At 59.8% G+C, this 26,329-nt stretch carries 25 protein-coding genes and 3 pseudogenes; 17 read left to right on the plus strand and 11 right to left on the minus strand.

The window, feature by feature from the left end:
* Nucleotides 1–418: 418 nt before the first annotated feature.
* The 5 genes from B0G77_RS32760 to B0G77_RS32780 form a co-directional block, all read right to left on the minus strand.
* Nucleotides 419–664 (minus strand): hypothetical protein, encoded by a 246-nt coding sequence (locus tag B0G77_RS32760; RefSeq protein WP_133665992.1) that lies wholly within the window; start codon nt 662–664, stop codon nt 419–421.
* Nucleotides 665–842: 178 nt separating this feature from the next.
* Nucleotides 843–1,238 (minus strand): type II toxin-antitoxin system HicB family antitoxin, encoded by a 396-nt coding sequence (locus B0G77_RS32765; protein ID WP_133665993.1) that lies wholly within the window; start codon nt 1,236–1,238, stop codon nt 843–845.
* A gap of 272 nt (nt 1,239–1,510) precedes the next feature.
* Complete coding sequence (locus B0G77_RS32770) at nt 1,511–1,708, minus strand: hypothetical protein (protein ID WP_133665994.1); 198 nt, start codon at nt 1,706–1,708, stop codon at nt 1,511–1,513.
* 284 nt (nt 1,709–1,992) lie between these two features.
* Complete coding sequence (locus B0G77_RS32775) at nt 1,993–2,226, minus strand: hypothetical protein (RefSeq protein ID WP_133665995.1); 234 nt, start codon at nt 2,224–2,226, stop codon at nt 1,993–1,995.
* A 57-nt stretch (nt 2,227–2,283) separates the two neighbouring features.
* Nucleotides 2,284–2,487: a hypothetical protein gene (locus tag B0G77_RS32780; protein ID WP_133665996.1), complete on the minus strand. Its 204-nt coding sequence runs from the start codon at nt 2,485–2,487 to the stop codon at nt 2,284–2,286.
* Nucleotides 2,488–3,045: 558 nt separating this feature from the next.
* Between B0G77_RS32780 and B0G77_RS32785 the strand changes: the two genes are divergently transcribed.
* The 11 genes and pseudogenes from B0G77_RS32785 to B0G77_RS32835 form a co-directional block, all read left to right on the plus strand.
* Entirely contained in the window at nt 3,046–3,363 is a 318-nt protein-coding gene (locus B0G77_RS32785) for a hypothetical protein (protein WP_133665997.1), read from the plus strand.
* 590 nt (nt 3,364–3,953) lie between these two features.
* Complete coding sequence (locus tag B0G77_RS32790; RefSeq protein ID WP_243751312.1) at nt 3,954–4,208, plus strand: DUF2513 domain-containing protein; 255 nt, start codon at nt 3,954–3,956, stop codon at nt 4,206–4,208.
* A gap of 1,326 nt (nt 4,209–5,534) precedes the next feature.
* On the plus strand, nt 5,535–6,038 hold the full coding sequence (locus tag B0G77_RS32795) for an SUF system Fe-S cluster assembly regulator (RefSeq protein ID WP_133665998.1): 504 nt from the start codon (nt 5,535–5,537) through the stop codon (nt 6,036–6,038).
* Nucleotides 6,035–7,483 (plus strand): Fe-S cluster assembly protein SufB, encoded by a 1,449-nt coding sequence (gene sufB / locus B0G77_RS32800; RefSeq protein WP_133665999.1) that lies wholly within the window; start codon nt 6,035–6,037, stop codon nt 7,481–7,483. The genes B0G77_RS32795 and sufB overlap by 4 nt, the downstream gene beginning before the upstream one ends.
* A 28-nt stretch (nt 7,484–7,511) precedes the next feature.
* Entirely contained in the window at nt 7,512–8,294 is a 783-nt protein-coding gene (gene sufC / locus B0G77_RS32805) for a Fe-S cluster assembly ATPase SufC (protein ID WP_133666000.1), read from the plus strand.
* Nucleotides 8,291–9,616 carry a Fe-S cluster assembly protein SufD gene (gene sufD, locus B0G77_RS32810; protein ID WP_133666001.1) on the plus strand — a complete coding sequence of 442 codons (1,326 nt, stop codon included), beginning with the start codon at nt 8,291–8,293 and terminating at the stop codon, nt 9,614–9,616. The genes sufC and sufD overlap by 4 nt, the downstream gene beginning before the upstream one ends.
* Complete coding sequence (locus B0G77_RS32815) at nt 9,613–10,866, plus strand: cysteine desulfurase (protein ID WP_133666002.1); 1,254 nt, start codon at nt 9,613–9,615, stop codon at nt 10,864–10,866. Before sufD ends, B0G77_RS32815 begins: the two co-directional genes overlap by 4 nt.
* Nucleotides 10,863–11,318 carry a Fe-S cluster assembly sulfur transfer protein SufU gene (gene sufU / locus B0G77_RS32820; RefSeq protein ID WP_133666003.1) on the plus strand — a complete coding sequence of 152 codons (456 nt, stop codon included), beginning with the start codon at nt 10,863–10,865 and terminating at the stop codon, nt 11,316–11,318. The genes B0G77_RS32815 and sufU overlap by 4 nt, the downstream gene beginning before the upstream one ends.
* Nucleotides 11,319–11,326: 8 nt before the next feature.
* Complete coding sequence (locus B0G77_RS32825; RefSeq protein WP_133666004.1) at nt 11,327–11,695, plus strand: SUF system Fe-S cluster assembly protein; 369 nt, start codon at nt 11,327–11,329, stop codon at nt 11,693–11,695.
* Between the two features lies 1 nt (nt 11,696).
* Nucleotides 11,697–12,017, plus strand: coding sequence for a non-heme iron oxygenase ferredoxin subunit (locus tag B0G77_RS32830; RefSeq protein ID WP_133666005.1), 321 nt, complete (start codon nt 11,697–11,699; stop codon nt 12,015–12,017).
* Between the two features lie 27 nt (nt 12,018–12,044).
* Nucleotides 12,045–12,215: pseudogene (locus tag B0G77_RS32835) on the plus strand (DDE-type integrase/transposase/recombinase); the annotation flags it as partial.
* A gap of 706 nt (nt 12,216–12,921) precedes the next feature.
* On the opposite strand, the gene B0G77_RS43560 reads toward B0G77_RS32835, so the two are convergent.
* Nucleotides 12,922–13,860 carry a hypothetical protein gene (locus tag B0G77_RS43560; RefSeq protein ID WP_166656320.1) on the minus strand — a complete coding sequence of 313 codons (939 nt, stop codon included), beginning with the start codon at nt 13,858–13,860 and terminating at the stop codon, nt 12,922–12,924.
* Nucleotides 13,861–13,920: 60 nt separating this feature from the next.
* Between B0G77_RS43560 and B0G77_RS32855 the strand changes: the two genes are divergently transcribed.
* A complete protein-coding gene (locus B0G77_RS32855; RefSeq protein ID WP_133666007.1) occupies nt 13,921–14,175 on the plus strand; it encodes a hypothetical protein in 255 nt (84 codons plus the stop codon).
* 270 nt (nt 14,176–14,445) lie between these two features.
* Here the strand turns inward: B0G77_RS32855 and istB are convergent, their stop codons facing one another.
* Together istB and istA are read right to left on the minus strand one after the other, a co-directional pair.
* A complete protein-coding gene (gene istB, locus B0G77_RS32860; protein WP_133666008.1) occupies nt 14,446–15,234 on the minus strand; it encodes an IS21-like element helper ATPase IstB in 789 nt (262 codons plus the stop codon).
* A gap of 7 nt (nt 15,235–15,241) precedes the next feature.
* Nucleotides 15,242–16,384: pseudogene (gene istA / locus B0G77_RS32865) on the minus strand (IS21 family transposase); the annotation flags it as partial.
* Between the two features lie 101 nt (nt 16,385–16,485).
* On the opposite strand from istA, the gene B0G77_RS32870 reads away from it, so the two are divergent.
* From B0G77_RS32870 to B0G77_RS32880, 3 genes are read left to right on the plus strand one after another with little or no spacing between them, the layout of a single operon-like run.
* Complete coding sequence (locus B0G77_RS32870; RefSeq protein WP_166656319.1) at nt 16,486–17,736, plus strand: site-specific integrase; 1,251 nt, start codon at nt 16,486–16,488, stop codon at nt 17,734–17,736.
* The gene (locus B0G77_RS32875) at nt 17,733–19,091 is read left to right on the plus strand and encodes a tyrosine-type recombinase/integrase (RefSeq protein ID WP_133665990.1); all 1,359 of its coding nucleotides are present in this window, start codon (nt 17,733–17,735) and stop codon (nt 19,089–19,091) included. Before B0G77_RS32870 ends, B0G77_RS32875 begins: the two co-directional genes overlap by 4 nt.
* Entirely contained in the window at nt 19,088–20,089 is a 1,002-nt protein-coding gene (locus B0G77_RS32880; protein ID WP_133666009.1) for a tyrosine-type recombinase/integrase, read from the plus strand. Before B0G77_RS32875 ends, B0G77_RS32880 begins: the two co-directional genes overlap by 4 nt.
* A gap of 186 nt (nt 20,090–20,275) precedes the next feature.
* On the opposite strand, the pseudogene B0G77_RS32885 reads toward B0G77_RS32880, so the two are convergent.
* From B0G77_RS32885 to B0G77_RS32895, 3 genes and pseudogenes are all read right to left on the minus strand, one after another.
* Nucleotides 20,276–20,620: pseudogene (locus tag B0G77_RS32885) on the minus strand (IS21 family transposase); the annotation flags it as partial.
* Nucleotides 20,621–20,854: 234 nt separating this feature from the next.
* Nucleotides 20,855–22,015 (minus strand): hypothetical protein, encoded by a 1,161-nt coding sequence (locus tag B0G77_RS32890; RefSeq protein ID WP_133666010.1) that lies wholly within the window; start codon nt 22,013–22,015, stop codon nt 20,855–20,857.
* Nucleotides 22,016–22,149: 134 nt separating this feature from the next.
* Entirely contained in the window at nt 22,150–23,166 is a 1,017-nt protein-coding gene (locus tag B0G77_RS32895; RefSeq protein WP_133666011.1) for an AraC family transcriptional regulator, read from the minus strand.
* A 937-nt stretch (nt 23,167–24,103) separates the two neighbouring features.
* Here B0G77_RS32895 and B0G77_RS32900 point away from each other — a divergent pair.
* Both B0G77_RS32900 and iolE read left to right on the plus strand, forming a co-directional pair.
* A complete protein-coding gene (locus tag B0G77_RS32900; RefSeq protein ID WP_133666012.1) occupies nt 24,104–25,315 on the plus strand; it encodes an ROK family transcriptional regulator in 1,212 nt (403 codons plus the stop codon).
* A gap of 85 nt (nt 25,316–25,400) precedes the next feature.
* Nucleotides 25,401–26,303, plus strand: coding sequence for a myo-inosose-2 dehydratase (gene iolE / locus B0G77_RS32905; protein ID WP_133666013.1), 903 nt, complete (start codon nt 25,401–25,403; stop codon nt 26,301–26,303).
* Nucleotides 26,304–26,329: the final 26 nt, after the last annotated feature.

Consider the following 26,329-nt stretch of genomic DNA (forward strand, 5'->3'; position numbering starts at 1 on the left):
GTGTCTAGCCAACGGGTAACCGGCTCGTCTTTGTGTTCTCGCCTGTACCGCGCCGCTGCAAATATCGCAATGCATAGCAGCACCGCGATCCCCACTACAAGACTGATCATTGACTGGCTCATGGCAGCCTCCTCTGAGGTCAGAACCATGTTTATATTTTAGTAACTAAAAAGTTAAGTCTTCGCGATTTGTGAGAAGACTTCAGTGTGCTGCGGCCAGAATTGGAACGATGTTGAAACGGGTGAGAGAACTGGCAGCAGCCGTGCCCATTCTCCGATCCTTGTTTCGTGCGATCATCTTCTCGCAGCTGCATGCTGTAGTCTAGGCGCGACGCCCCAATCACAGATATCCAATCCAAAGTATCCGCGTCCCGGAAACAAAAGACCGGCGCTTCGCCGGTCTCTCCAATTCTGCCACCTCAAGGCTGGGCAGCGTCCCGATTAACGAGCACCGGCCTTCCCGATTGCATAAAGGCACCTGCCATCCCTGGCCACTTCCTTGCGCTTTTCACCCATTGTTTCGGTGTTATGTCCTGAGCACCGTCAACGTCTCCCGGCTTGCTTTCTGGCGCGACGGGCATGCCATCATCTGTCGCATTCTCCGCCGCTTCCCTCTGTTTCGTGTTCTCCGCTACTTCTTCCGCATTCACATGGTCTTCAATCATGCTGTACTCCCTCGGTGAGGCAGACCGTTTCGCCACTTCCATTCCCGCCGTCTCTATAGTTGAGACGAAGCGGCACATCCTACGTTCGGATTCAATTTGTAACGTCCGTTGTAGCGCGACGGACACCGTGCGCCTACGAGTCCTGTCCATAAACTGAACAGCAAGGCGATTGCTACCCTTATTGCTTCTCCAGTTCATGGACGACCGCCAGTGTGATGAACGCGGAGCGCGTCATGTGACGCTCTTTTGCCGCTGCATCGACCTGCTGCAGAAGGCTCTCCAGCAGGCTGAGTTGAAGGCCCACGGCTTTCGACGTCACCCGCGTCAGATTAATGTCGACAAACACCCAGATTCCGTCGCCGTCGTCCATTTCGAGCGCACGCAATTCCGATGTATTGCATGTAGGGGCCGGTATGAGCTGCTCGCTGCGGTCGTACATCACCTCCACAGCCTCCTGGGCGTTGTGCGTCAGTTCGTCAAACGAATCGCCACTCGCATCGGCACTGGGAAAATCGGGGAAATTGGCGCGAAAGCCAGTATCGCCATCCCGGTGGACATACAGCGGATATTGCATGACCTGCTCCTTCGAGCGGAGCGCCGACTGACGCTCACTGTGCAACGCAATGCTGGCGGTGTATTTTGTACGAGTGATAGCCGACGAAGTCTGCATGCATGCTCTATTAGACGCTTCATGTAGGAATACGCAACGACTTTCTCGTGTCATGTCGACGCTTCATCAAGGAAAGATCGAAACCGCATATGCACAGGGTGATCTGTTCAGATGGCGCCCTGTGTTCCGATTAGATCTCCGGGCGCTCCGGCCCATCCGTTCGGAAGGGCCGCTACCTACCGTTGTACGGGTCGCGCGACACAGGCCGCCAGCAGCGCCCTCAACTCGTTCTCCCGGTTCTGACGCTGAATGTGATCCCGCCATAGCCGGTCAACGGCCACGCCGTTCGGTGCGGTCAGCAGATCTGCACCGTCCAGGAACACCGGTACGGTCGATATCCTGTCGATACACGGCAGAAGAATCTGTGTCTTCACTTCGACGGCCTCGGCGTGGACAACTGGCGGGATTGGCGCCGGCGGATGCGTCGCGCACCCGGGTACAACAAGCAGCGCGCTACAGGGCATCGCGCAGACGGTCGGTTGGCCGTCAAGCCGAACGGAACAGTCTGACCGTAATTGCGCAGCTTTCCGCCTTCCAGGATGTCAGCCATGATTGCCTCCATCGGGGGTTTCGAGGCGTCCTGGCACCCGACGAAACGCAGCACACGCGGAGCGTGCAAGGTTCTCACCGCGAGGTACCGCGCTCCCGGAGTTTGCGTCTACTCAGCAGGGCCAAGGATTACGTCGATAGCGGCCTGGCCGGCGATCTCCGCAACAAAGTAGGCCCAGCGACGGGAAAACGGGCCGCCCCGGATCTTGATGCGCTCGCCGAGCGCTGTCATGGGAGGTTTGATGGGTCCTTCGATACGAAAAAAGACGTCGAACATGTCCTTCGATGTGGCCAGCAAATCAACATGAATTTTGAATCCGCGATATTCGACCGTTCGCTGCATGAAGACCTCCGGTTCCCGAACCGCCGCAAGGCGCGAAAAGCTATAGACGGCGCCTATTCAATATTTTTCACGGGCGTCGCCTTCAGACGCGACGCCCGCGTCTTCTTCGGCAGCTGCTGTCGCGAAAGCCTCTTCAGAAAAAATCGATCTCCTGAATGCACGGGAGGTAAAGTCCAGGCGCGTAATCACCCGGACATAGCCGCCCGCCTGCTCGGCAGTTTGAACCACCGCCTGCAGCTTCCCGGTATGCGCCGATCGCATTATGACCTCCAGACAGACATGCGTTGGGAGAATCTGTCTGGAAAGAGGGCTAGATCATTTCCAGTTGCGCCATGATGTCGATCGTTCTCGACGTGTGCGAGGTGACTGCTCTTTCAAGCGTCAACTCCGCACCGCTATAGATACCTGCGACTTGCTCGGACCGACCTTGATTCGGAGGCGTCTGCCGATATCGCCTGACGAACCTGTTTCATCGTTGCGAGGAATGAAATTCGACTTCGATCCCGAGTGGCTGACTCCTGGCAAATGCTGCATAAGCACCGTGAGATCGCGTCAAGGTACGGGTCCTTCGTCGCAGGCGACCTGTCCCGCCTGCCGCGAGTGTTGCCACCGGGTTCCGTTTGCATGACGCCGCGAGCCAGGCCGCTATCAGCAGCGATTGCGCATAGCGCCTAGGCACATATCTGTGCCGATGGCAACGTCCGCTCGCAGGACGAATTGATGCGAATGGACGGTTCAGTCGATGCGCAGGCCGATAGTTGAGGCTCGTTGACCACAACAGGACTACACTCAAATTGAGACAAATCCGGGAGCAATATCATGGCCGACGCTACCCCCCAAAGCACCTTTCGCGGTCTTCCCCTGACTCCGGAGCAAGACGCAGAAGTCAGGCACTACATAAAGAAGAAAAAGCAACATGGCGCGCCGTGGGACACACCGGAGTTGGCGGCCATGCTTCGAGACATGCTGGAGCCCCCGGGCGACGACGACGGAGGACTCGGCGCCACTGTCGACGAAGCGAAGGCAGCCACAGAACGCGCGACAGCTTCCATCGATGAGACCATGGAACCCATTGAGGCCTGCGAAGAGCGGAATGCTGCGATGGAAACCGAGGGTATGAGGGGACCCAGGCGTTGAATCCCGGGCGGCGCCCGCGACCGGTGTGGAAAGTCACCCGGCGCACCCGGATCGTGGCATGAGCCTGTGGGGAAGCTGGAAGCACATCGATTGCGGCTCCGCCGGTCGGCTCTGCAATCAGCGCCCCCACCGGCGAGAAGACGGCGGCCCGCCGTATACCTTGATTTGATGCGCGCCCCCCAGAGACGCCTTTCGGAAGACAACAAAACACGGTCTATCGATGTACCCTTATCCGCGCCGGGCACAAAGCCGATTTCAAGGTCGAGGCAGTTGCTAGCCGGGGATCTGTCGCAGTCGCTGCGCGAAGCCACTCGCGACGAGCACGAAAATGCAATCAAACACACGATGGCGGACGACCCGCACGGGGATTTTCTGGTCGGCTAAAACCCTCTGTCAGATGGAAAGCCAGGTGGCTTTCGTCCAACGAACGTCGATCGTGGACCTGCACGGGTCGCGTTGTGTCGCGCCTTCCGCGGAACTGCGCGGAAGCACAAAAAGGTGTGCCGAACACCGCACCCTGGATGCTTGCGCGAACGTCGTACCCCTGTCGCCATCTCGATGTGTGATCCTATCTACGACAGGAGGAGATCGTGAAACGCAATATGAATCTGGCACTCGCAATATTGAAGACTCTCGAGGAAAACAAGTCCCCGCACCTCAGCGAATTTGACATTGAAGGCGCGGTCAAGGATACCTTCGATGTTTCAAACCGAGGCGTCTGGTATCAGTTGAACCTGCTGGCTGACGCAAATCTTGTGCGCGCGATGGGTAGCGACTGGCGGCTAACCTGGGATGGCCATGAGTTTTTGAAGTCGGCAGCCCCGAATGCCTTCGAAGACACTTAAAGTGCGACTAGAGCGCTGGAAAGCGCCTCTCGGTTTTCGTGGAGACAACACAGGTGAAGGGGTGGGTGGAGTCCATTGCATCAGGTTAGCGGGGTTCGCTAGGGACAAAATCAACGAGTTGCGAGGCAGGGACTGGAGCACGTCGGAAGCCAAACGGAGGCCGGCGTCCGCCCCCTTGATCTGATGTGAGTTTCGAATCCAAGTCCAACCGGCTCGTCCGATTTGCACCACAGCCCGCGATAGAAGGCGAGGCAATCATCTGTCCGCGCCACGGCGCGCACTCTCCCTCGCCACCGGCGAGGCGCTCTCGCCGCCGGCCTACGAATCGGTAGCGACGTTTCCGATGCGGGTGGCGGGCGGCATGGTGCAGGCGCAGGGTTACGCTCGGATTTTGACCAGCGTGAGACCGCAATGAGTAAGCCGAAGGACATAGACGGAAGCGGCGCAGCGACGGGCGATCCCAGTGGTGCGATGAAAATGTCGCCTTGGTCGCGTGCTCCAATTTCCTTGGAAGCGACCGTGGAGGTGTTATGACGAATTGCACGGTAATCGAGGAAGGTGAATACATCGCCCATTGCACGGCATTTGAGTTGGCCCCGGGTTATGGGAACCTTCCGTTTTGTTCGAGCGTTGATCGCGCTCATACGTTCATACAGGCGATGAGGCACAAAATTCCCAAGAAATTCAGCAGCCGCGATGACGCCATTAATACCGCCCTCGTGTACCCCGTCGAGCGTGCCGGAGCCGGAGATGTGGGGCTTTAGGCTGAGCGACGTTGCGCGTTGGCGCATCGCGCCATTGGCAGACGGCTGCGACCGCGTGCCACTGAAAAGGATGGGGCGTTCCTTCATGAATTCTCCCCTAAAGTCTTGGTCGGGTTGCCAATGTTTCGTGGATGAGCAAGAAAGGCCCTGCCCGCCTTCACGGACCGGGCTATCCCTATCGGGTAGACGAACTCCTTGACTGCCGGGAGACATGGTGGATTCGTGGTCGCGGCAGTGTCCGGGGTGGGCGCGCTGTCCTGAATCGTCACGGCTTTAACGGCATGCACGTCGCTCCGCGACGCAGCGGGTATTCGTGGGCGATGGGGCATGTCTGACCGGAGCCGAACGTTACGAAGACCCATGCTCCGACAAGGTCTTGCATAAGGTCTAGAATGAAATCAACGTACGCGTCGTACGTCAGAATGCTTCTCGACAAACGGGAAGGGGTCGGCGACGCGGCAAGGAATCCCCACGCAGCATGGCGTTTTTGATTGCAAACGTGCGGATTCCCTTTCAATCTAACCAGGACTATTTAGGTTCTGATTCAAGCGGAGGTATTCCGATGCTGCGTATGAGCAAACTTGCCGACTACGGCACGGTGATCATGACCGTGATGGCGCGGGATCCGGATGCCGTCCACAGCGCAAGCAGCATTGCGGCGGTTACTGGCGTCGCGATGCCTACGGTGTCAAAGGTGCTGAAAGTGCTGACGCGGGGTGGTGTCGTGGAGTCACTGCGCGGCACGAACGGCGGTTACCTGCTGCCGCGGCCGCCCTGGCGGATCACGCTGGCGGAAGTGATCACCGCGGTCGACGGCCCGATCGGGATGACCGAATGCAGCACCACGCCGGGCCTGTGTATCCACGAGGCGGCGTGCACGGTGCGCGCCAACTGGCAGAAGGTCAATCGCCTGATCTACGAAGCGTTGCAGCAGGTTACGCTGGCGGACATGGCGGGCCCCACTTTGCGCGCGGTCGATATCAGCTCGATCCGCGCGCGTAGTATCCCCGGCCACCGCGCGGGCGCGACGCTGGCGCGCAAGTCGATTGACGGAGGCCACGCATGAGCGCATCCAAAACCGGTTTCGATGAACTGATCAGCCGCGAATACCAGCATGGCTTCGTGACCGATCTGGAAGCCGACGCGCTGCCGCACGGGCTGAGCGAGGACGTGGTCCGGCTCATTTCGGCGAAGAAAGACGAGCCGGCGTTCATGCTCGAATGGCGTCTCGCGGCCTATCGCCACTGGCTCACGATGATCGAGCCGCATTGGGCGACGGTCGTACATCCGCCGATCGACTACCAGAGCATCGTCTATTATTCCGCGCCGCTCGCGCAGAAGAATCGTCCGAAGAGTCTCGATGAAGTCGATCCGGAATTGCTGCGTACCTATGAAAAGCTGGGCGTGCCGCTGAAGGAACGCGAACTCCTGGCCGGCGTCGCGGTGGATGCGGTATTTGACAGCGTCTCGGTAGCAACGACATTCCGCGAAAAGCTGGCGGAACTCGGGATTGTGTTCTGTTCGTTCTCGGATGCCGTGCAGCATCACCCCGAACTGGTGCAGAAGTATCTCGGCTCGGTGGTGCCGCACACCGACAATTTCTTCGCTGCGCTGAATTCCGCCGTGTTCAGCGACGGCTCGTTCTGCTACATCCCGCCGGGCGTGCGCTGCCCGATGGAGCTGTCTACCTACTTCCGCATCAACGCGCAGAACACCGGGCAGTTTGAGCGCACGCTGATCATCGCGGACAAGGGTGCGTATGTGAGCTACCTGGAAGGCTGCACCGCACCGATGCGCGACGAAAATCAGCTGCATGCCGCGGTCGTTGAGCTGATTGCGCTGGAAGGGGCGCGGATCCGCTACTCGACGGTACAGAACTGGTATCCGGGCGACGCATCGGGCAAGGGCGGCATCTACAACTTCGTGACCAAACGTGGCGACTGCCGCGAGGCGAATTCGAGGATTTCGTGGACTCAGGTGGAAACCGGTTCGGCGATCACGTGGAAGTACCCGAGCGTGATTATGCAGGGCGACAACTCGGTCGGTGAATTCTATTCGGTCGCGCTGACCAACCACTATCAACAGGCCGATACCGGGACGAAGATGGTTCACCTCGGCCGCAATACGCGCAGCACGATTCTGTCGAAGGGGATTTCAGCGGGCCGCGGAAAGAACGCGTATCGCGGTCTCGTGAAGGTCGCCCGAGCGGCCGAAGGTGCGCGCAATTACACGCAGTGCGATTCGCTTTTGCTCGGCGACCGTTGCAGCGCGCACACCTTCCCCTATATCGAGGTCAAGAACCCGACCGCGAAGGTCGAACACGAAGCATCGACGTCACGCATCGGCGAAGACCAGTTGTTCTATTGCCGGCAGCGTGGGTTGTCGCCGGAAGATGCGGTGTCGATGATCGTGAACGGCTTCTGCAAGGAAGTCTTCAAGGAGCTGCCGATGGAGTTTGCCGTCGAGGCGCAGAAGCTGCTCGGCGTCAGCCTGGAAGGCGGTGTGGGATAGCCGCGGCGATTCGCGAGGGATTCGGACCATGCTTGAAATCAGCAATCTGCAAGTCGAAGTCGACGGCAAGAAAATTCTGTGCGGTATCGATCTGAGCGTGAAGGTCGGTGAGGTGCACGCGATCATGGGCCCGAACGGCTCGGGCAAGAGCACGCTCGCCCATGTGCTGGCTGGGCGCGAAGACTTTGTCGTCACGGACGGCGAGGTCTCATACCTCGGTCGCGATCTGCTGACGCTCTCGCCCGAAGAACGCGCGCACGAAGGACTTTTTCTGGCGTTCCAGTATCCCGTTGAGATACCCGGTGTGAGCAACGTTTATCTGCTGAAGGCGGCGTTGAACGCGCAGCGCCGGCATCGTGGCGAGCCGGAACTCGACGCGATGGAATTTCTGCAACTGGTCAAGGACAGAATGACGCTGATGCAGATGGACGAGAGTCTGCTGTATCGCGCAGTGAACGAAGGCTTTTCCGGCGGAGAAAAGAAGCGCAACGAGATCCTGCAGATGGCGGTGCTTCAGCCCCGGCTCGCCATTCTCGACGAAACGGATTCCGGACTCGATATCGATGCATTGCAGATCGTCGCGCAGAGCGTCAACAGCATGCGCAGTCCCGAACGGGCGATCGTGCTGGTTACGCACTATCAACGACTGCTGGATTACATCGTGCCAGATCGCGTGCATGTGCTGGCGAACGGCCGGATCGTGAGGTCGGGGTCACGTGAACTGGCCCTGGAGCTGGAACGCAAGGGCTATGGCTGGATCGAGGGTGAGTCTGTGCAATCGGCCCGTGCAGCGAGTGCGGGGCATCCATGAAAAACGAATCTCTTGACTACTTCCACCAGGCTTTTGGGCAACTCGCGAAGACCTTGCCTGGCGCCGAGTTGCCGTGGCTGCGCGCCGCGCGTCGAAGCGCATTCGACCAGTTCGACGCGCTTGGTTTGCCGACCACGCGGCACGAGGACTGGAAGTACACGAATGTATCGACTATCGGGAAACGCCCCTGGCAGTTCAGGGCACAACGCACCGACGATAGCGACGTGCGGCACGTCATCGATGAACTCGTGCTGGACCCCGCCGGGCATCGACTGGTCTTTTTCAACGGTCGGCATGTGCCGCGGCTGTCGAAACTGAATAGTTTGCCACACGGGGTATTTGTGGGCTCGCTCACCCGGGCGTTGAGAGAAATGCCGCAACGGCTGGAAGCAGCGATCGCCTCCCAGGCATATGCTGACGGCTTTGCCGCGCTAAACGCGGCGTTTATGACGGATGGGTTTGCCGTCGTGCTGCCGCCTGGCGAGGTCATCGATCAACCGCTGCAGATACTGTTTCTGACCGACGAAGCGGGTCTTGCGGTGCAGCCGTTCAATGTTGTGCTTGCAGGAGCACGCTCGGGCTGCACGATCGTCGAGCACTTTGTCGGGCTCGGCGACGACGCGTACTGGACTAATGCAGTTACCCGCATCGTCGTAGACGAACAGGCGGACGTGCGGCACTACCGGTTGCAGCAGGAAGGCTCGAAGGCTTTTCATATCGCGTCGATCGGTGTTGCGCAGCAACGCGCCAGCTGTTTTGCATCGCATGCGTTCGCGTTCGGTGGCGCATTGTCGCGCGCGGGCATCTGTACGAGCCTAAACGCCGCGAACGCGCAAGCCACGTTGAACGGTCTCTATTTCGTTGGTGGCCGGCAGCACGTCGATCACCACACGCGCATCGATCACGCAGAGCCGCATGGCACGAGTCGCGAATACTACCGCGGCGTGCTCGACGGCGCCTCGCGCGGCGTGTTCAACGGGCGCGTCATCGTGCATCGCGATGCGCAGCAAACGGACACGCATCAGGCGAATCACAACCTACTGCTGTCGCGCGACGCGGAAATCGACACGAAGCCGCAACTTGAGATCTACGCCGACGATGTGAAATGCACACACGGCGCGACGGTCGGCCAGCTGGACGAGAGCCAGTTGTTCTATCTGCGTGCGCGTGGCGTCGAAGAGCGCATGGCGCGGGCGCTACTGACATACGCATTTGCGCGCGACATTGTCGAACGTGTGCGCATCGATTCGCTGCGCAGCCGGCTCGAAAATCTGCTGCTCGCGCGCACCCCGGAAGGCGATCGGATCAGGGAGTTGCTATGAAGCCGATCGAACAGATGCAGACGCCTGATCCGCGCAATGTCGAGCACTGGCGAACCGATTTTCCGATTCTGGGCGAGCGCGTGCATGGTCGGCCGTTGGTCTATCTCGACAATGGCGCCACTACGCAAAAACCTGCTTCGGTCATCTCCGCGGAAAGCGCTTACTATCAGCATAGCAACGCCAACGTGCACCGCGGCGTACATCTGCTGTCGCAGCGCGCGACCGATGCATTCGAAGCAGCACGTGCGAAAATCGCACGCTTCATCAATGCACGGCGTCCAGAGGAGGTCGTGTTCGTGCGTGGCACGACCGAAGCGATCAATCTCGTCGCGCAGAGCTATGCGCGCCCACACCTCAAGCCCGGCGACGAAATCCTGATCAGCGCGATGGAGCATCATTCGAACATTGTGCCGTGGCAGCTGGTCTGCAAGCAGACGGGCGCGGCGCTGAGAGTCGTGCCGATCGACGATACGGGCGCGCTCGATGCCGACGCGTACGAGCGCTTGTTCAGTGAACGTACGCGGCTGGTCGCGATGACGCACCTGGCTAACGCCCTCGGCAGTATCAATCCGGTGGCGCGCATCATTGCGGCGGCGCACGCGCGCAGCGTGCCGGTGCTGCTGGATGGCGCACAAGCGATCGCGCATCTGCCGGTCGACGTCCGCGCGCTCGATTGCGATTTCTACGCGTTCTCTGGGCATAAGGTTTACGGGCCAACCGGTATCGGCGTGCTGTACGCCAAGGCTGCGATCCTTGAGGCGATGCCACCGTGGCAGGGCGGCGGCGACATGATCCGCTCGGTGACGTTCGAGAAAACGGAATACAACGCGATTCCGTGGAAGTTCGAGGCGGGCACCCCGAACATTGCCGGTGCGATTGCGCTGGGCGCGGCACTCGACTATGTCGACAGCATCGGCATGGAAATTATCGCCGCGCACGAGAACGACCTGCTCGCTTATGCAACAGATGCATTGCTGGCGATACCGGGCTTGCGTCTGATCGGTACGGCACGCGACAAGGCGAGCATCCTGTCATTCGTGCTCGACGGCGTGCATGCACACGATGTCGGCACGATTCTTGATCGACATGGTGTCGCTGTGCGTGCGGGCCACCACTGCGCGATGCCGGTGATGCAGCGGTTCGGCATACCAGCGACCGTGCGCGCGTCGCTCGCCCTCTACAACACGCACCAGGATATCGACACGCTGATCGACGGCCTCGGCAAGGTCAGGGAGATATTCGGAACATGAGCGATCTGCGCGATCTGTATCAGGAAGTCATCTTCGACCACTACCGGCGGCCGCGTAATTGTCATGGACTGTCCGGTGCCAATCACAGGGCCGAGGGCTATAACCCGTTGTGCGGCGACCAGATCACGCTCTATCTGCGAATCGAAGATGGCGTTGTCAAAGAGGCGAGTTTCGAAGGCGCAGGCTGTGCGATTGCGACAGCGTCGGCGTCGCTGATGACCGAGGCGCTGAAAGGCAAAACGGAAGCAGAGGCCGAAGCGCTGTTCGGGCGCTTTCACGACATGGTGACAACACCCACAGCAGGGCAGGCGGCAGCCGCGCCGGAGATGGGCAAGCTGGCGGTGCTGTCCGGCGTGCGTGAATTTCCCGAGCGTGTGAAATGCGCGACGCTGGCCTGGCATACGCTGCATGCCGCGCTGCACGACGAGGATCGCCCCGTTTCGACAGAGTGAGGCAGACGATGAGCACATTCGACTGGCTGAAGCGCGCTGAGGCCGCACAACCTGCCAGCGGCGCAACAACAGAGCGTCTTGAAGAACGCGTGATCGACACGCTGCGCACCGTGTTCGACCCGGAGATTCCGGTCAACATCTACGACCTGGGGCTTGTCTACGGTCTTGACGTGGACGAAACTGAAGGCCGCGTCGAGATCCGCATGACGCTGACGGCGCCTGGTTGCCCGGTCGCGCAGACTTTTCCGGCGACGGTCGAGGACGCGGTGTTTTCAGTGAACGGTGTGAACGACGTGCACGTCGAACTGGTGTGGGAACCGCCGTGGTCGAGAGACCGGATGTCGGACGCTGCACGCCTCCAATTAGGGATGCTTTGACATGTCCGACTGGGTCGATGTCGCCGCGATCGAGGATTTTCCGGCCGGGGCTGTTCGCAGCGTCGAGGTCGATGGCGCGCAGGTTGCGGTGTTCAACGTCGACGGCACGTGTTATGCAATCGAGGATATCTGCCCGCACGACGGTGGCAGCCTGACGGGCGGCACGGTGGAAGGCGACGTGGTCGTCTGTCCGCGCCACGGTGCGCGGTTTTGCATCAGGACGGGGAAGGTGTTGGCGCCGCCGGCATATGAGGATGTGGTGGTGTTTCCGGTGCGGATCGAGGCCGGTGTCGTTCAGGTGCGTGACGAACGGTGGGATTAAGGTGCGCTGTTTTTCTGGTTTTTTGCGACGCCAATCAAAATTCGACAAGCGAAGTTTCTGAACAACGGCGTCGAACAGGGCCATCGAGCGATCAAACGCATTGTCCGACCAATGCCGGGTTTCAAGAACTCTCGCTGCGCCCACATCATCTTGAGTGGCATCGAACTCATGCGCATGATAGCGAGAGGACAGATGGAGACTGGCGGTGGGCCGGAGCGCCCAGCAGTTCTGCGACCTTGCGATGTAAGCATTTCTAGGGCTTTCGTCTCGGCTCGCTCACCTATCCTTCCTGCGACACAACCAGTCAGCCGGCTCCGTTGCGGTTCCGGCGATGTTTTTCGTACGCCAGGCAAAAAAAGCCGGCGCGTGGCCGGCTTCTGCTGACTGCTCGTCGGCAGTCCCGCGACTGACTCTTATCAGACGCGCTGTCCCGTGGTTTGAGGCGCATTGGGCGGTTGAGATTTATGTTCGGCGCCGTTGTTTTGAGCTTCGGCCTGCTTGCGCTTGCCGTGCTCAACCTGCTGTGCGCGCCGCTGAGTCGATGCCTGGCCTCGTCGCGGTTGTTCTCGGTTTGCTGTCGGTTCGTTACGAACTCCGTTGTACTGCAAAGACCACCGATCCGCCGAGCGGCCAACTATGGTCATATCAATTTGGCCCGGGAAACGCGATTAATTAAGTTCAAAAAAGAGTTGAACAGCGGGCCGAAACAGCCAATGACTTGTCCGTTGGGGCGGACTATCATCAGCTACGCGTTTGCCATTTCGTGCGCGGCAGCGAGCGCGAGGAACGCAGATCCCGACATACGCCGTTCTTTCGCCGGGGTATCGATCTGCTGGGCCAGCTCCTGGGTAAGGTGATGTTCAGTTTCATCCGCACCGAGCAGTCACAATGGCCGCAGCCATCCCTAGCCCTCAGCATCATCGAACACCGAATGCCAATCCTGCCGGCAAAGAGCGGTGCCCTGTATAAAGTCGTGTGCCCACGTATCGCTTTCGATGGATTCACGGGGATCATTCGGATATTCAGTGATGCGAACTCCGCTTAGGCCGCGTGCTACGATTCGAAATAATTCGTGGGAGACAGATGTGCAACCGTGCGATGCCTGTCGCGAACTGGTTGGCAAGCCATCCAGCGTGCCGCCACACGGTGACCTTGCGGCTGCCGGCGCCAGTGCATTCGGGCCGCCGAGCCATATGACGAAGGTCAGCAGCAACTGGAATTGCACCGTCTGCGGCAACTGGCTGTACCAGAACACGGCAGATGGCGATCCACCGAACGAATGGACTATCGGGGGGCGGCCGGCAGACTGGCCTGCAAAGTGACCGCCATGCAGTTCGACCACAAGTAGTGTCATATCGAGTGCCGCACGCGTCACACGGCGGATCGCAGATGCGTAGCGCGAGCGAAAATCACACGAGGGTCGTTGGGCGGCGGAGATTACGGAGCCACGCACGATTCGAGCGATCTTGATCCGTTCGTCGATGAACCCGGCGCGATCTCTTGCGCGCGCGCCTGGGCGATCTTGTGGATCGATGAGAACTGGGATTGAGGATCTCGCATCGATTCCCGGAGAATGAAGGTGGAGACCGACATGCCGCGTGAACTTAAAACTGAGCAGGAGCTCCTTGGGATCGTGGTACAGGCGCTCGACGCCAACCCAAGCACAGCGGGATGGATTCCGACGGGACTCCACGAACACGCAGAAGACTCTGAAGGTTGCAACTGGAACATCAGTCACCTGCATCGCGACAGGAGAGATGCAGATGTGCGAGACATCGCTATGTCTGCGGCTGCTGAGATCATTAACGAGCTGCGCAAACGGTACAACTTGCAGTAGCTTCACAGAGTGGCCCTCTGAGCCCCGGCAACCACCGAAGCGCCGAAATCGATGAAGGAGGCAGTCATGGCAGACAAAACTTTCGATCAATTGCCTGCGAGTGAACAGGAAGACTTCCGAAATTGCCTGGATGCGGACCTTGCCCCTGAAATGTTCAAGGTGACTTTCAGGGAAGAGCTGGTCGGCGATGGGGAAATCAAATTCATCGAGCGGGCCATCACTGTTCAGTTCGGTGTCGTAAGCCGCGAATACGATGGCGGCAACGGTACCCATCGGACGGTCGACTTTGAGGACGACGTTAAGATGCACGTCTTTGCATAGAAGAACGAGCACGATCGTGCCGCTGAAAAAATATTAGGCGTTGCGTCATGCTGCGATCCCCTCCACATGACGGGAGACGAGTTGATAGACGATAAACGCACTTACGAGTACAACGGATTCGAGATGACATCCGGTATCGGTGGCGACCCGACCAACGGGTTCTACGTCGTCACGCAATGGATCAGTGTCACGGATCGGCGTAATGACGCCGGGGATGATCGCCGTAATGGCGCCAGCTGGAAGTGGAGTAAAACGCGGATTCGAACGGACTCAAGGATGCGTTTTTTTAGCCGATTTCGCAAGACGCGTGTGGTCGGCTTCGGGCATCGGCCTGGGTGTGCGGAAGCTGTCGCCGTCGAGCACGATGCGGTAGGCGCCGTGACGTAGACGGTCGAGCGTCGCGGCGCCGAGGATGCGGTTGCCGGCGAATGCCTCGCCCCATTCACTGAAGTCCAGGTTACTGGTGAGGATCGTCGCGGCGGCCTCGTACCTTTCCGCGATCAGATCGTGGAAGTCTTCATCCTGCGGCGAGCGCAGCGGCTTGAGGGCAAAGTCATCGACGATCAGCACCGGTACCGTTGCAAGCTGCTTCAGCTTGCGCTCGTAGGTGCCGGTCGCACGCGCTGCCTGCAGACTGTTCAGCAATTTGGTCTGCGTGGCAAACACGACATCACGCCCCTGCCGCGCGGCGCAATTGCCGAGTGCCTGAGCCAGGTGCGACTTGCCAGTGCCGGTTGGCCCGGCAATCAGGATCGCGACCTTCTCGTCGATATAGCGGCCGGTGGCCAGATCGTGGATGTGTGTGCGGTTCAGGTTAGGCAGGCGGTCGAAGTCAAACGTCTCCAGTGTCTTGCCCATTGCGAAGCCGGCACGGGCGAGCCGGGTGCCGAGCTTCTTCTGGTCGCGGCGGGCGACTTCGTCATGCAGCAGCATCGCGAGGAACTCGGTGTATGCGAGCTGTCCGTCGATGGCCTGCCGGTTGCGCTGCTCGAGCGAGTCGAGCACGCCGGACAGGCGCAGTTGCTTGAGGGTCGTGTTCAGTTCAGGACTGGGATTCATGGGCGGTTTAATGGATCAGCAGAGATTGAAGGTCGCGACCGAAGCGGCCGCCGTTGACGTAGGTGTCGGTGAGCGTTTGGGAGGACGCGGGGATGGGCTGGCTCTCCAGACCTTTATCCAGGATGGTCTTGACGGTTCGCCACCTGGGACTGGCATGCGCCATCGCGCGTTCACAGGCGGCCTCGAGCCGGGCGTCGCCGACCTTGCTGCGCAGCCGCACGATGCCTTGCGCACCACGCAGGTTGACGAGCACCTGATCGTTGAACAGCGCCAGAATCAGCGCATGGCAGGACGGGCCGATCTCCTTGGCCTGAGTCAGACACCATTGCGGATCGTGCTGGAGCCACGCCTGCGCCGCCGGCGGCTGGTGATCGCGTACGGTGGAGCGCGCGCCGGGCTTGCGCAGCCGGGGATGGGTGGCGACGAGATCATGCTGATGGAACAGCTGCACGACCGTGTCGGTCGCCTTCAGCCACAGCGTCTTGCCAACCAGGGCGAACGGCACCGAGTACAGGGCCTTGTGATGCTGGATGTGCGCGTCACGATGAACGGCGACCGTGGACCACGCGGCAAGCACCGGCGGCACATCGGGCAGCGCCGTCAACAACGGCTTCTCGATGGCGAAACGCACGAGCGGCTGTTCGCGTGTCGTGCCGTGTTCACGGACGCTGGCTTCCTGCATGATCCACTCGCGCAACTGCCGGTTGGCGTCCGCCAGATCGCGAAACGTGCGCAGCGGCACGAAGGATTTCTTGACGTATTTGACGCCCGACTCAACGACGCCTTTCTTCTGCGGGTCATGCGGCGGACAGGCATCGATCCTGAAACCGTACCCCTCAGCCAGGCCCGCGTAGGAGCGCTGAACCTCGGGGTCATACGTGCAGGCCCTGACGATCGCGCACTTCGCGTTGTCGATAATGATCCGGCCCGGGCAGCCGCCGAACCACTCGAAGGCGCGGCGGTGGCACGCCAGCCACGTCTCGACCGTCTGGTCGAACACCAGCTCGACGTACTGATGACGCGACCAGCACAGTGTCATGACGAAGAACCATGTCTTGAGCGCCTGTCCGGACTCGTGCGCAAGCGCCGGGCCGGCGCCGAAGTCGACCTGTGCAGCGTCGGCTAATCTGAAGGAGGCCGTAATCGGAAGGACACTGGCGAGTTCCCGGCCAGTCCGCATTCTTCCGCGATTCTGCTTTCCATTAGGGGCACGTGGCATCCTCAGGGTTGGTCATGTCCGAGGAGGTTCCCATGTACGCTCCGCTATCAACTGATGAGATGTTGATCGAGAAACTGCTGGCTCATCTGAGGGCCGAGGGGTATTCCCAACGAGTCCAGCAGTGGTATCCGGCTCGCGTACGTCAGCTGCTGGATTACTGCAACCGTAATGGACTGTCGATCGAAACCGTTCGTTCGGGGCACGTGACGCGGTTCTTGCGCGGGCAATATCGGCTCTCGCGGAAACGGTACAGCAGGTTGCCACCGTTTCAGAAATGGCGACATCGATACACCGGTGCCATCAATATGATGCTTCGTCTTGTGCATGGAGCATGGCCGGTTCCGGACCCACCACGCACCGTGCTCGAAGTTTTTCATCGCGATATCGTCAAGGACTACGACACGTGGTTGCGCGACCTGCGTGGTCTGCACCCACTGACACGAGCCAAGCGCACCAAGCATGCGTTGCAATTCCTAACTTCACTCGGGCAGAGAGCAGACCAGCAGGGGCTTGCTGATCTGAGTGTTTGCGACCTTGACGCGTACTTGAAGCAATGTTGTGACGGACTACGGCGCGGATCCATCGGAGATCGAACCGTCTGCCTCCGTGATTTCGTTCGCCACTTGTGGCGCACAGGCCTCACGGCCATCGATCTTAGTGGCACAGTGATTGGGCCGCACATCTACGAGCACGAAGACATTCCAGCCGCCCTTCGACCAGAAGAAGTGCAGCGCGTTCTCGAGGTGACTCGGAAGGATCTCTCACCAGTCGGTCTGCGCGATTACGCCATCCTGATCCTGTTGTCGACCTACGGCTTGCGGGCCGCGGAAGTCGTCAATTTGCGCCTGGACGACCTCGACTGGAGGCGGGATGTTCTTCGCGTGCGCCACTCAAAGACCGGAACCTCCTCCGAGCTTCCATTGCTACGCGACCCGGGCGAAGCCGTGCTCCGATACGTGGAGAAGGCGCGCCCGTCAAGCGTACATCGGGAGGTGTTCCTGCGTATCCAGGCGCCGCACCGCCCGTTCAAGAATGGATCGATCCTCAACTGTGTCACGAGCGCTCGTCTGCGAGCAGCCGGAGTCACTCCGCAAGGAAGGAAAGGCCCCCATGCGTTTCGCCACGCACGCGCTGTGAGCTTGCTCCGATCTGGTGTGCCGCTCAAGATCATCGGCGACATGTTGGGTCACACGTCTGCTGCGGCGACCGCAGAGTATCTGAAGCTCGCGACCGAGGATCTGAGAACCATCGGACTCGATCTGCCAGGAGGAATTTTGCCATGACTGACTTACCGTTCATCGATGCAGCATCCGTCGAGCAATTTTTGCGGGAGCAACGATTTCGTCATCCGGCCACGCACAAGAACTATGCGGGCCTCCTGTGCAACTTCAACAGCTTTCTCGCGAGCCGCGGTGCGATTACTTCACCGGACGTCTCAATTGTGCAGCAATGGTTGAAGGAACACAGTCTCAAGTGGCAGGCACACATCCTCTATCACCGAACTTTCCTGATCGAGCGATATGTCCAGTGGTTGCACGACCATGGACTCATCGCGTCAAACCCATTTTCCGAATTACATCGGCAGTACGGCCCGCGCACCACGCCGATCGTTCGAGCCCTCGTCAGTGAGGATGGCGACGCAGCACTCCAGAAACAGCGCCGGCTCCCTCGCTTCGGAAGTTTCCTTGGAATAGTGATGGATGAGCACATGCGCGTCCTCGGTTATCGCTATCGCACCGAAGAGCAGGGACTGCTGCGCTTCGATCGCTTCCTGCAATACCATCCTGAGCTGGCCGGGCTTACGTTGGCCGAACTCGTCGAACATTGGAGTCAGGAAGAACCGTCACCGTACCACTTGTTCGAAGCTCGGAGAACAGGCCGCGTCGTGTCGAAAGCGATGCACCGGATCGACCCGCGGGTGCCGGTCCTGTCCATCGGCGATGGAGTAGCTCGTGCGGCTCGACAACAGCAGCGATCCCCCTATCTCTACACGGACGATGAGATACAGCGCATTCTGCAGGCGGCGCTGTTGTATCCCTCGCCGAAGGCACCGTGGCGTCCTGTCACCCTCTTCACAATGCTCATGCTTGCCTACTGCGCCGGTCTTCGGGGAGGCGAGGTCGCGCGTCTGGTGCTTGGCGATGTCGATCTGCGTGAGCAGACTCTCGAGATCCGTGAGACGAAGTTTTTCAAGCGACGTCGCTTGCCTCTGGCCCCTGGAGTCATGACAGTGCTCCAGAACTATCTTGACATGCGTGAGCAAGCCGGTACTCCAACGAATCCTGAGAGCCCACTGTTCTGGAGTCCACAGCGAAACCGCGGCTACACAGTGGGTGGCATACGGCTTGTTCTGACGGATGTCCTGCGACTTGCGAACATCAAACCCGCGCACGGAGCAGTCGGGCCGCGAGTTCACGATCTGCGACATACGATGGTAGGGCATCGGATGCGCGACTGGTACAAGTCGGGAATCGACCCGCAATCCAGGCTTCCCTATCTCGCAACGTACCTCGGACACAAAGACATCCGCTCGACGCTGGTCTATCTGAACATCACACCAGAATTGCTGCAGGAAGCCGGCGAGCGCTTCCGCAGGAATGGCGCAGCAGCTCTCCAGACGAAGGATGGTGTGGTATGAAACCGAATTCACTCGCCTGTTTGTTGCACGCATTCTTTCATGAATGGATGGGCAAGCAGAGGAATCTCTCCCATCATACGGTATGGTCATATCGCGACACGTGGAAGATGTTCCTCCAATTTGCAGCCGGCCGGAGGCGACGGGAGATCGCGCAACTGTCGCTCGCGGACCTGCAGGCCAGCGACGTGATCGAGTTCCTCGACTATCTGGAGAAGGACAGGAAGGTGTCCCTCGGCACGCGCAACTGTCGACTTGCCGCCATCCATAGCTTCTTTACCTTCGTCGCCCATCGCGAGCCGCTGGTGATCGCGCAATGCGCAGAGATCGCATATATCCCGGTCAAGAAGAGATCGCGGCCTGCCATGTGCTACATGGATGCCGACGAAATCGCGGCGGTCCTTCGAGAACCCGACCGATCGAGCCCGGAAGGACAGAGGGATCACGCGTTGCTCGCATTCCTGTACAACACGGGAGCACGAATCCAGGAGGCGCTGGATGTATGCCCACGAGCCATCCGTTTTGAATCTCCCGCGCAAGTAGAGCTGCTCGGCAAGGGACGCAGGAGTCGTGTCTGCCCCTTGTGGCCGGAAACGGTTGCCGTAATCAAGGCGTTGCTGAGGCGACAACCGCGTACGGATGACGAGCCTATCTTCGTCAACCGATATGGCCAGCCGCTCAGTGCAGCCGGGGTTCGCTTCAAGCTCAGGCAGTACGTTCAGTCAGCTTCGCGGCACGTGCCATCGCTCGCGACAAAGCGAATCACGCCGCACACGTGGCGTCACAGTGTCGGAGTTCAGCTCGTCGCTGCCGGTGTCGACGTGACGGTGATCCGTAGCTACCTCGGGCACGCGCGACTGGATACGACCAATCACTATGCTCGCGCTAATTTGGATACCAAGCGAAAAGCGCTCGAGCAGGTCGATCCATCAACGAAGCCCGGTCGACCGCCGCGATGGAAGCGGAATCCGGAGCTGCTGACCTGGCTCGAATCGCTGTGAAAAGCATGCGCCCATAATGAGAAGGTCGTGCGTCCTATCAACCAGAAAATTCCGGGACGCCGGCCATTTCCTTCTTATTACGAGGCGCTTCCCATTAGGCGAGTAATCGCAAGCTTGCGATTATTCGCCCGGCGGGAAGTCCAGGATCGTTGTGGCGTCGACGCTGCGTCCGGCGCTCAGATGCGTCAGGAAGCGGCGCACCGCGGAGTAGCTGCCGGTGTAGGCGTGGTTGCGTTTGAGGGCGCTGTGAATCGTCGTGCCCTGGACGTCGGATTCGAACCAGCGGGTAATCTGCTCGCGAAAGGGTTCGAGCGTCGATACGCAGGTGCTGGGCAGGTGTGGCGTGCGGCCGAAGCGTCCGGCGATCACGGTGTCTTCCGGCAGCGGCTGTGCCGGATCGAGCCAGCCGAGCTCCAGGGCGACGCGCCTCACGGCGGTGAGCTTCTTGCGGCCCATTAGCCCGACGCGCGCGATGTCGCGGTCGGAATCGCCTTGCCGCATGCGGACAAGGACTTGGCGGTACTCAAACAATTCGAACCTCCGGTTGGCCATGGGCGCTCCGCTCAGAAAAGAGCGAAGCGTACCCAGTTGGGAAAGTTCGAACCGCGTTCTGCTACATGGCGCAGGTGGCGTCTATACGCCGATCATCGGGTGGCGCCATTACGCCGATCCTGTGCTGGCGCCTATGCGCCGATGATCAAATGGCTCCTATACGGCGATCCGTGACAGCTCAAACGTTGAAGGTCGCGCTCACCTGCGCTGGGGTCATCCAGACTCGACAAAAAACGCGAGGTAGCGCTGGTTGCAGCCCAGCATGATCTCGCGCAGGTCGAACAGGCTGTAGATGGTTTTCCTCAACGCTGCGAGTTCGTAGGTGCTTTGGCCATTCCTGTGTTCCACCTTGCGGTGGTGTTTGAAGAAGCTCACGTCGTTGATGGTGGTTTCTATCCGCAACACATGGGAGAACTTGTCGTAAACCTTGACGCTGGCAACGCCCATATGGTGCTTGATGCAGCGTCCCTCGATGCGGGTGGACAGCCGCGAGCCGATCTCCTGCGCCAATTGCGGCGTGACCTTCTTGCCCAGGAAGCCGGCTACTTTCCCGGCGTGCGCGGCCAGCACCGCCTGACGCGACAGCACGTCGTACAGCGGCACCAGCGTCTGTTGGCTGCGGAACATCAGGTCAGTGGAATACTCGGCCTGCCGCAGGCTCCAGTGGTAGGTCTGGCCGAACACGTCGAGCACCGGGCACAGCCACTGCGCGTAGCGGTCCAGTCGCTCATGCAGCATATCGGGGCTCAGCGCGTCGGCGATGGCCTGTGCACGGTCCATATCGGCAATGCGCAAAAAGGCGTTGTCGGCCTGCACGAACCCGATGCCCTCGCGCTTGAGCGCACGGGCCACGGCGCCGTGGCCATTGCAGTAGAACTGCAAGCCGAACGGTGCCCAGGTCGGGACCCTGAGGTAGCACAGCCCGAGTTCGTCATCGATGAAGTAGAAGTAGTAGTGCAGACACTTGCCCGTCTCGGGGCGCAGGTAGGTCTTGCCGCTGCTCTTGTCGTGCCACGGCTTGTAGCTCGGGCAGGCCTCCATCGCCGAGATGACGTGCACCAGCCCGGGTGCATCGCCACGCCCCTGCAGCACGCGTGCCACCAGATCTTCCTTGCGGATGTGGCTCTTGTTGACGTGCTCAATCTCGATGCCGGCGGCAGCGCAGACCTCTTGCGCGCGCACACGGATGCGTTCGCGCAGCGGTTCGGCGAACCTGGCGTAGTCGAATAGGCGAATGCCGTTGGCGTTCAGAAAACTCGTCATGCCCGCTGCGTAGCACGCGCCGGGCAGCGTGCCCGTGATCAGGATTCGGTCAAAGCACGACAGCACGCCGTGCAAATTCGCCGCGTAACGCTCAATCAGATCGGCCTTCATGGTTCACTTCGGCATCGGCTGGCTATATGGCTACGCATCGTACTACCTGTTTGGTTCCGGCTCGTCCGGCTTAGGGAAAAGCACTTAGCGCGCGACATCGTCGCTCTCCACTGATGACCCTGCCGTCCTCGAACTCAGATGTATCGCGTATGGCTCTCTCTCGATGCGCGGAACCGGCTTGGATTGCACCCAAACGTGGTTCGGAACCAGCGTGAAAAGGCGCTTGGCTCTGTAAAGCCTAACAGGCCGGAGACTTCGGAAATCGGTCGCTGAGCGCGCTCCAGATAGCGAAGGGCCAGTTCGCTTCGCACTTCATCCAGGATTGAGGAAAAGGTTGTGCCTTCTGCAGCGAGATGTCGATGCACGGTACGACGGCTCATCCCCATCTGCCGCGCAATATTGTCGATTGTGCTTCGTCCTGAAGGTAGCAGCAGGGACACCAGTTGCCTTACTTCGTCCGACCTTTGTATGCTGGTCTTCCCATTTATGCTGCCAAGATAGCGGCGGATATATTGGCCCATGACCGGATCAGCCGAGGGCAGTGGCAGATCAAGGTCCTGGATATCGCAAACGATGCCACTAAACGCATGACCGAATTCAAGGGTCGGCCCAAAGACACGTACATGGACGGCGCGGTCCCGCGGTGCATCGTGTGCAAAGCAGACCGCTTTCGGGCGCCAGTCTTCACCAAGAAAAAAATGTAACACGCGGAACAGGACGCCGAGTGCGAGTTCGCGCGCCTGCCGCACGGGCACCCTATGGCCCGCCAGGAATTCCTCGCGGATGATGGCCACATTCCCCTCCTCTTCGACACCCAGGAAGAGTGCTTCATTGTGCAGATGTGCGTAATGCTCAATCGCGTTGAGTGCATGGCGTAACGTCGGCTGGTCGCGAATCAGAAAGGCAAGCAGTCCCAGATTCGACGCCCGTCGAGTCTCTGCCATACGCAGTCCAAACGCCTCAACGCGACTGCGTTCGGCAGACAGCTCAAGCAGCAGCGCCACCTTTTCGGCGGGAATTTTCAGATCGACTTCGCGCAGGCTGTCAGCGGGCAGCCCCACTTCGGCAAGCAGTCGATAAGGGTCCAGGCCCGACGCACGAGCAATTTCCGCGAAGTGAGTCAGGCTTGCGCTACGAACCAGATTGGGCATCAGGGTCTTCCCGTGCTGTCCCCAGATGTTAAGTATATGACCCGCCAAGTCAAGCAACGCCCGCTGCTGATCCTTAGAATCAGTTCTTTCCCTGCAAGGCTGGGCGCAGGCGTGCGATGCGCGCCCAGTTGCCTTGATCCATTGAACAGGAAGTAATTGAAATGACGAATGGGAGCGCGACCTGGCTCTCGGCGCTGCGGTTGCGGAATCGCGAGGTCCGCCAGAAGGTCCGCGCCACCTTCGGAAATGCACAAGGAGATTAGCGCCCGTAGCATCAGTGTGACGGCGAAACTGCGCGGTGACGCTCGTTGGCCCCGTGCGAAATGCATTACAGATAGAAAAGACAACCACGATAGCGAAGGGCTATCCCGGCGCATCTCGGCGAGCAGCCAGTTGACAATCAAATGACCTTTTGATTGGTAAAGGCCCATATCCGGCATCGAGGCGCACTCAGGCTGACGCGCAGTGGGCTTCCCTGTCCCCATACGACTGCTCGAGTTCGTTCCGGTGATGACGAAGCGGGGGCGATCCGTCTGCCCGTGGTCTTCTCCTGCCCGGGTTCGCTCTGCTAGCGGCGACTTCCCGGCATCAAACGCGTAAGGGCGATTTCGCGTTTTGCAATCTGGTCAGCGGGTGATTTCAATCCGGTCAGACGGTCAAGGCTGCCGATTTTGAACTTCTCGAGCTGGAGTCCTCGAACTGCACGCATTGGCATGATTCCAAGCGCGCGGAGGGACCGCCTTGGGCTACGCGTGGCAGCAGCAGCGTGCCCTCTTTTGTACGCCAACGTTGTAAGTAGCTGCATGATGTAAAACATTTAGTTCTGAGTCGGATCTAAACCTATTGACTGCAATATATGGACATGGTCTAGTTCGTTCTGAAGCGGAACTAATGTGGTGGCACTGCTTTCTGTGGTGCCCGGGATAGGGAGCTGGACATGGGTGGGGTGTTGTCGACGTCGGCGGTGGGGCGCCAACTGCATGGTCAGGTCGTGATGGACTACATCGTGCGACACGGGCCGATATCACGGGCTCAGGTCGCGAAACTGAGCGGCCTGTCCAAGCAGACGGTCTCCGAACTGGTGTCGATGCTGGAGGACCGGGGCTGGGTACGCGAGGTCGGCAGCGTACAGGGCAAGCTTGGACGTACGGCCGTGACCTATGAATTGAATCCCGAGGCCGGTTATGTCGGGGTCGCCGACATGGGAGGAACGCGGCTCAAGCTCGGCATCGCTGACGTATCGGGGGTATTGATCGAGGAAACGCGTGTACCACTGAAGGAAGGTGGTGCTCGCGCGGCAGAACAGTTGTCGCTAGGCCTTGGCGAGCTGCTTGAAAAGCGTGGCATCGAACGCGGCAAGCTATTGCAGGTAGTGGTTGGTGTGCCAGGTGTGGTGGATCGCAAGACAGGCACCGTGCATCATTCGCCGAACCTGCCTGCCTTGCCGGGCGACCTCGAAGCGACGTTGCGCGGCGTCCTGGGCGTGCCTGTGCTGCTCGAGAATGAAGTCAATCTGGCTGCGGTCGGGGAACTCTCGCAGGGCTGTGGGCAGAACCACGAGAGTTTCATTTTCGTTGCGGTGGGAACTGGTATCGGGATGGGCGTCATTCTGGACGGCAGGTTGTGGCGGGGTGCCCGTGGTGCGGCTGGTGAAATTGGTTACATGCCAGTCGTTAGCGAGGATCTCGGTCCAGAGATCAAGCAGCACGGTGCGCTCGAGACGGTAGCGAGCGGTCAGGCGATCCTGCGCCTGTACAGCGAGACTGGCGGAAGCCCGGTTGAGGGAGTGCCGGAAATATTTGAACGCGCCGCGTCAGGCGATGCAGGCGCCCAAAAGGTCATCGATAAGGTCGCGCAGGGCTGCGCCACGGCGATCGCAGCAACGGCGACGGTGATCGATCCGGAGCTCTGCATACTGGGTGGTGGTATCGGCGGACGGCCTGAGCTGCTGGAGCGGGTCAGATATTGGTTGGCACAACTGATGGATTGCCCGGTGCCAATTGAGGCATGTCTGTTGGGCAAAAGGGCGGGACTGCTTGGGGCGCTCGCAGTCGCGCTCGATGAGGTAAACGGTCGACATTTCTCGCCCCAGTTGCCGAAGGGCGTGCAGGAGGCCGAGGTGTACGTGAACAGGGCATCTGCTTCCTGAAAGAACCGGGTCGAACAGGTCCGCAATATTTTCAGTCGGCTTGGGAAAAAGGCCGACCCTATTTCCAACAACCTGGAGGGACATTATGACAACGATACGCATTGGTATTAATCCTATCACCTGGACCAACGATGACGTGCCCGAACTGGGCGGAGATACGCCCCTCGAGGTCTGCCTGAGCGAAACCGGGCAGGCTGGGTATGCGGGTACCGAACTGGGCGGCAAGTTCCCGCGCCAGTCGAGCGTGCTGCGCCCGATTGTTCAGGCTCACGGGCTGGAGATCGTCTCCGGCTGGTATGACGGTCGCATAGCGGAGAATGAAGTCGAAGCGGAATTTGACGCCATCCTGCCACACCTGACGCTGCTAAAGGAAATGGGGAGCAAGGTTGTGGTCTACGCCGACACCAGCTACGGACGACACGGTGCCATCCACGATCCTGCTTCGATCCGCCCGGAATTGCCCAACGGCGACTGGGCCAGTTACGGCAAGAAGGTCACCCGGCTGGCCGAAAAGATGGCCGATTTCGGCGTGCGCATGGGGTACCACCATCACATGGGCACAGTCGTGCAGACCGATCAGGAGGTCGACCAGCTGATGCAGCACACCGGCGAGGCTGTCGGTCTGCTGTTTGATTCGGGGCATTGCATGTACGCGGGCGGCAATCCGTATGCCCTGGTGCGTCGCCATGTCAAGCGGATCAACCATGTCCACCTTAAGGACGTGCGTCCCGCCGAGCTCGAGCGGGCGCTGAAAGAAGACCTGAGCTTCATGGCTGCCGTAATGAACGGGATCTTTACGGTCACCGGCGACGGCTCGGTCGACTATGCCGATATCCTGAAAGTCCTGGCAGATAACGGCTATAGCGGCTGGCTGGTGGTGGAAGCTGAGCAGGATCCGGCCAAGGCCAACCCGCTCAAGTACGCCACATTGGGCTACCAGAACACCAGGAAGCTGGCAGAGGCCGCTGGATTTACCGTCATCGAGTGAAACGGGCCACCCGAAATAGTCACAAG

Source organism: Paraburkholderia sp. BL10I2N1 (genome assembly GCF_004361815.1).
In the GTDB taxonomy this organism is placed as follows: domain Bacteria; phylum Pseudomonadota; class Gammaproteobacteria; order Burkholderiales; family Burkholderiaceae; genus Paraburkholderia.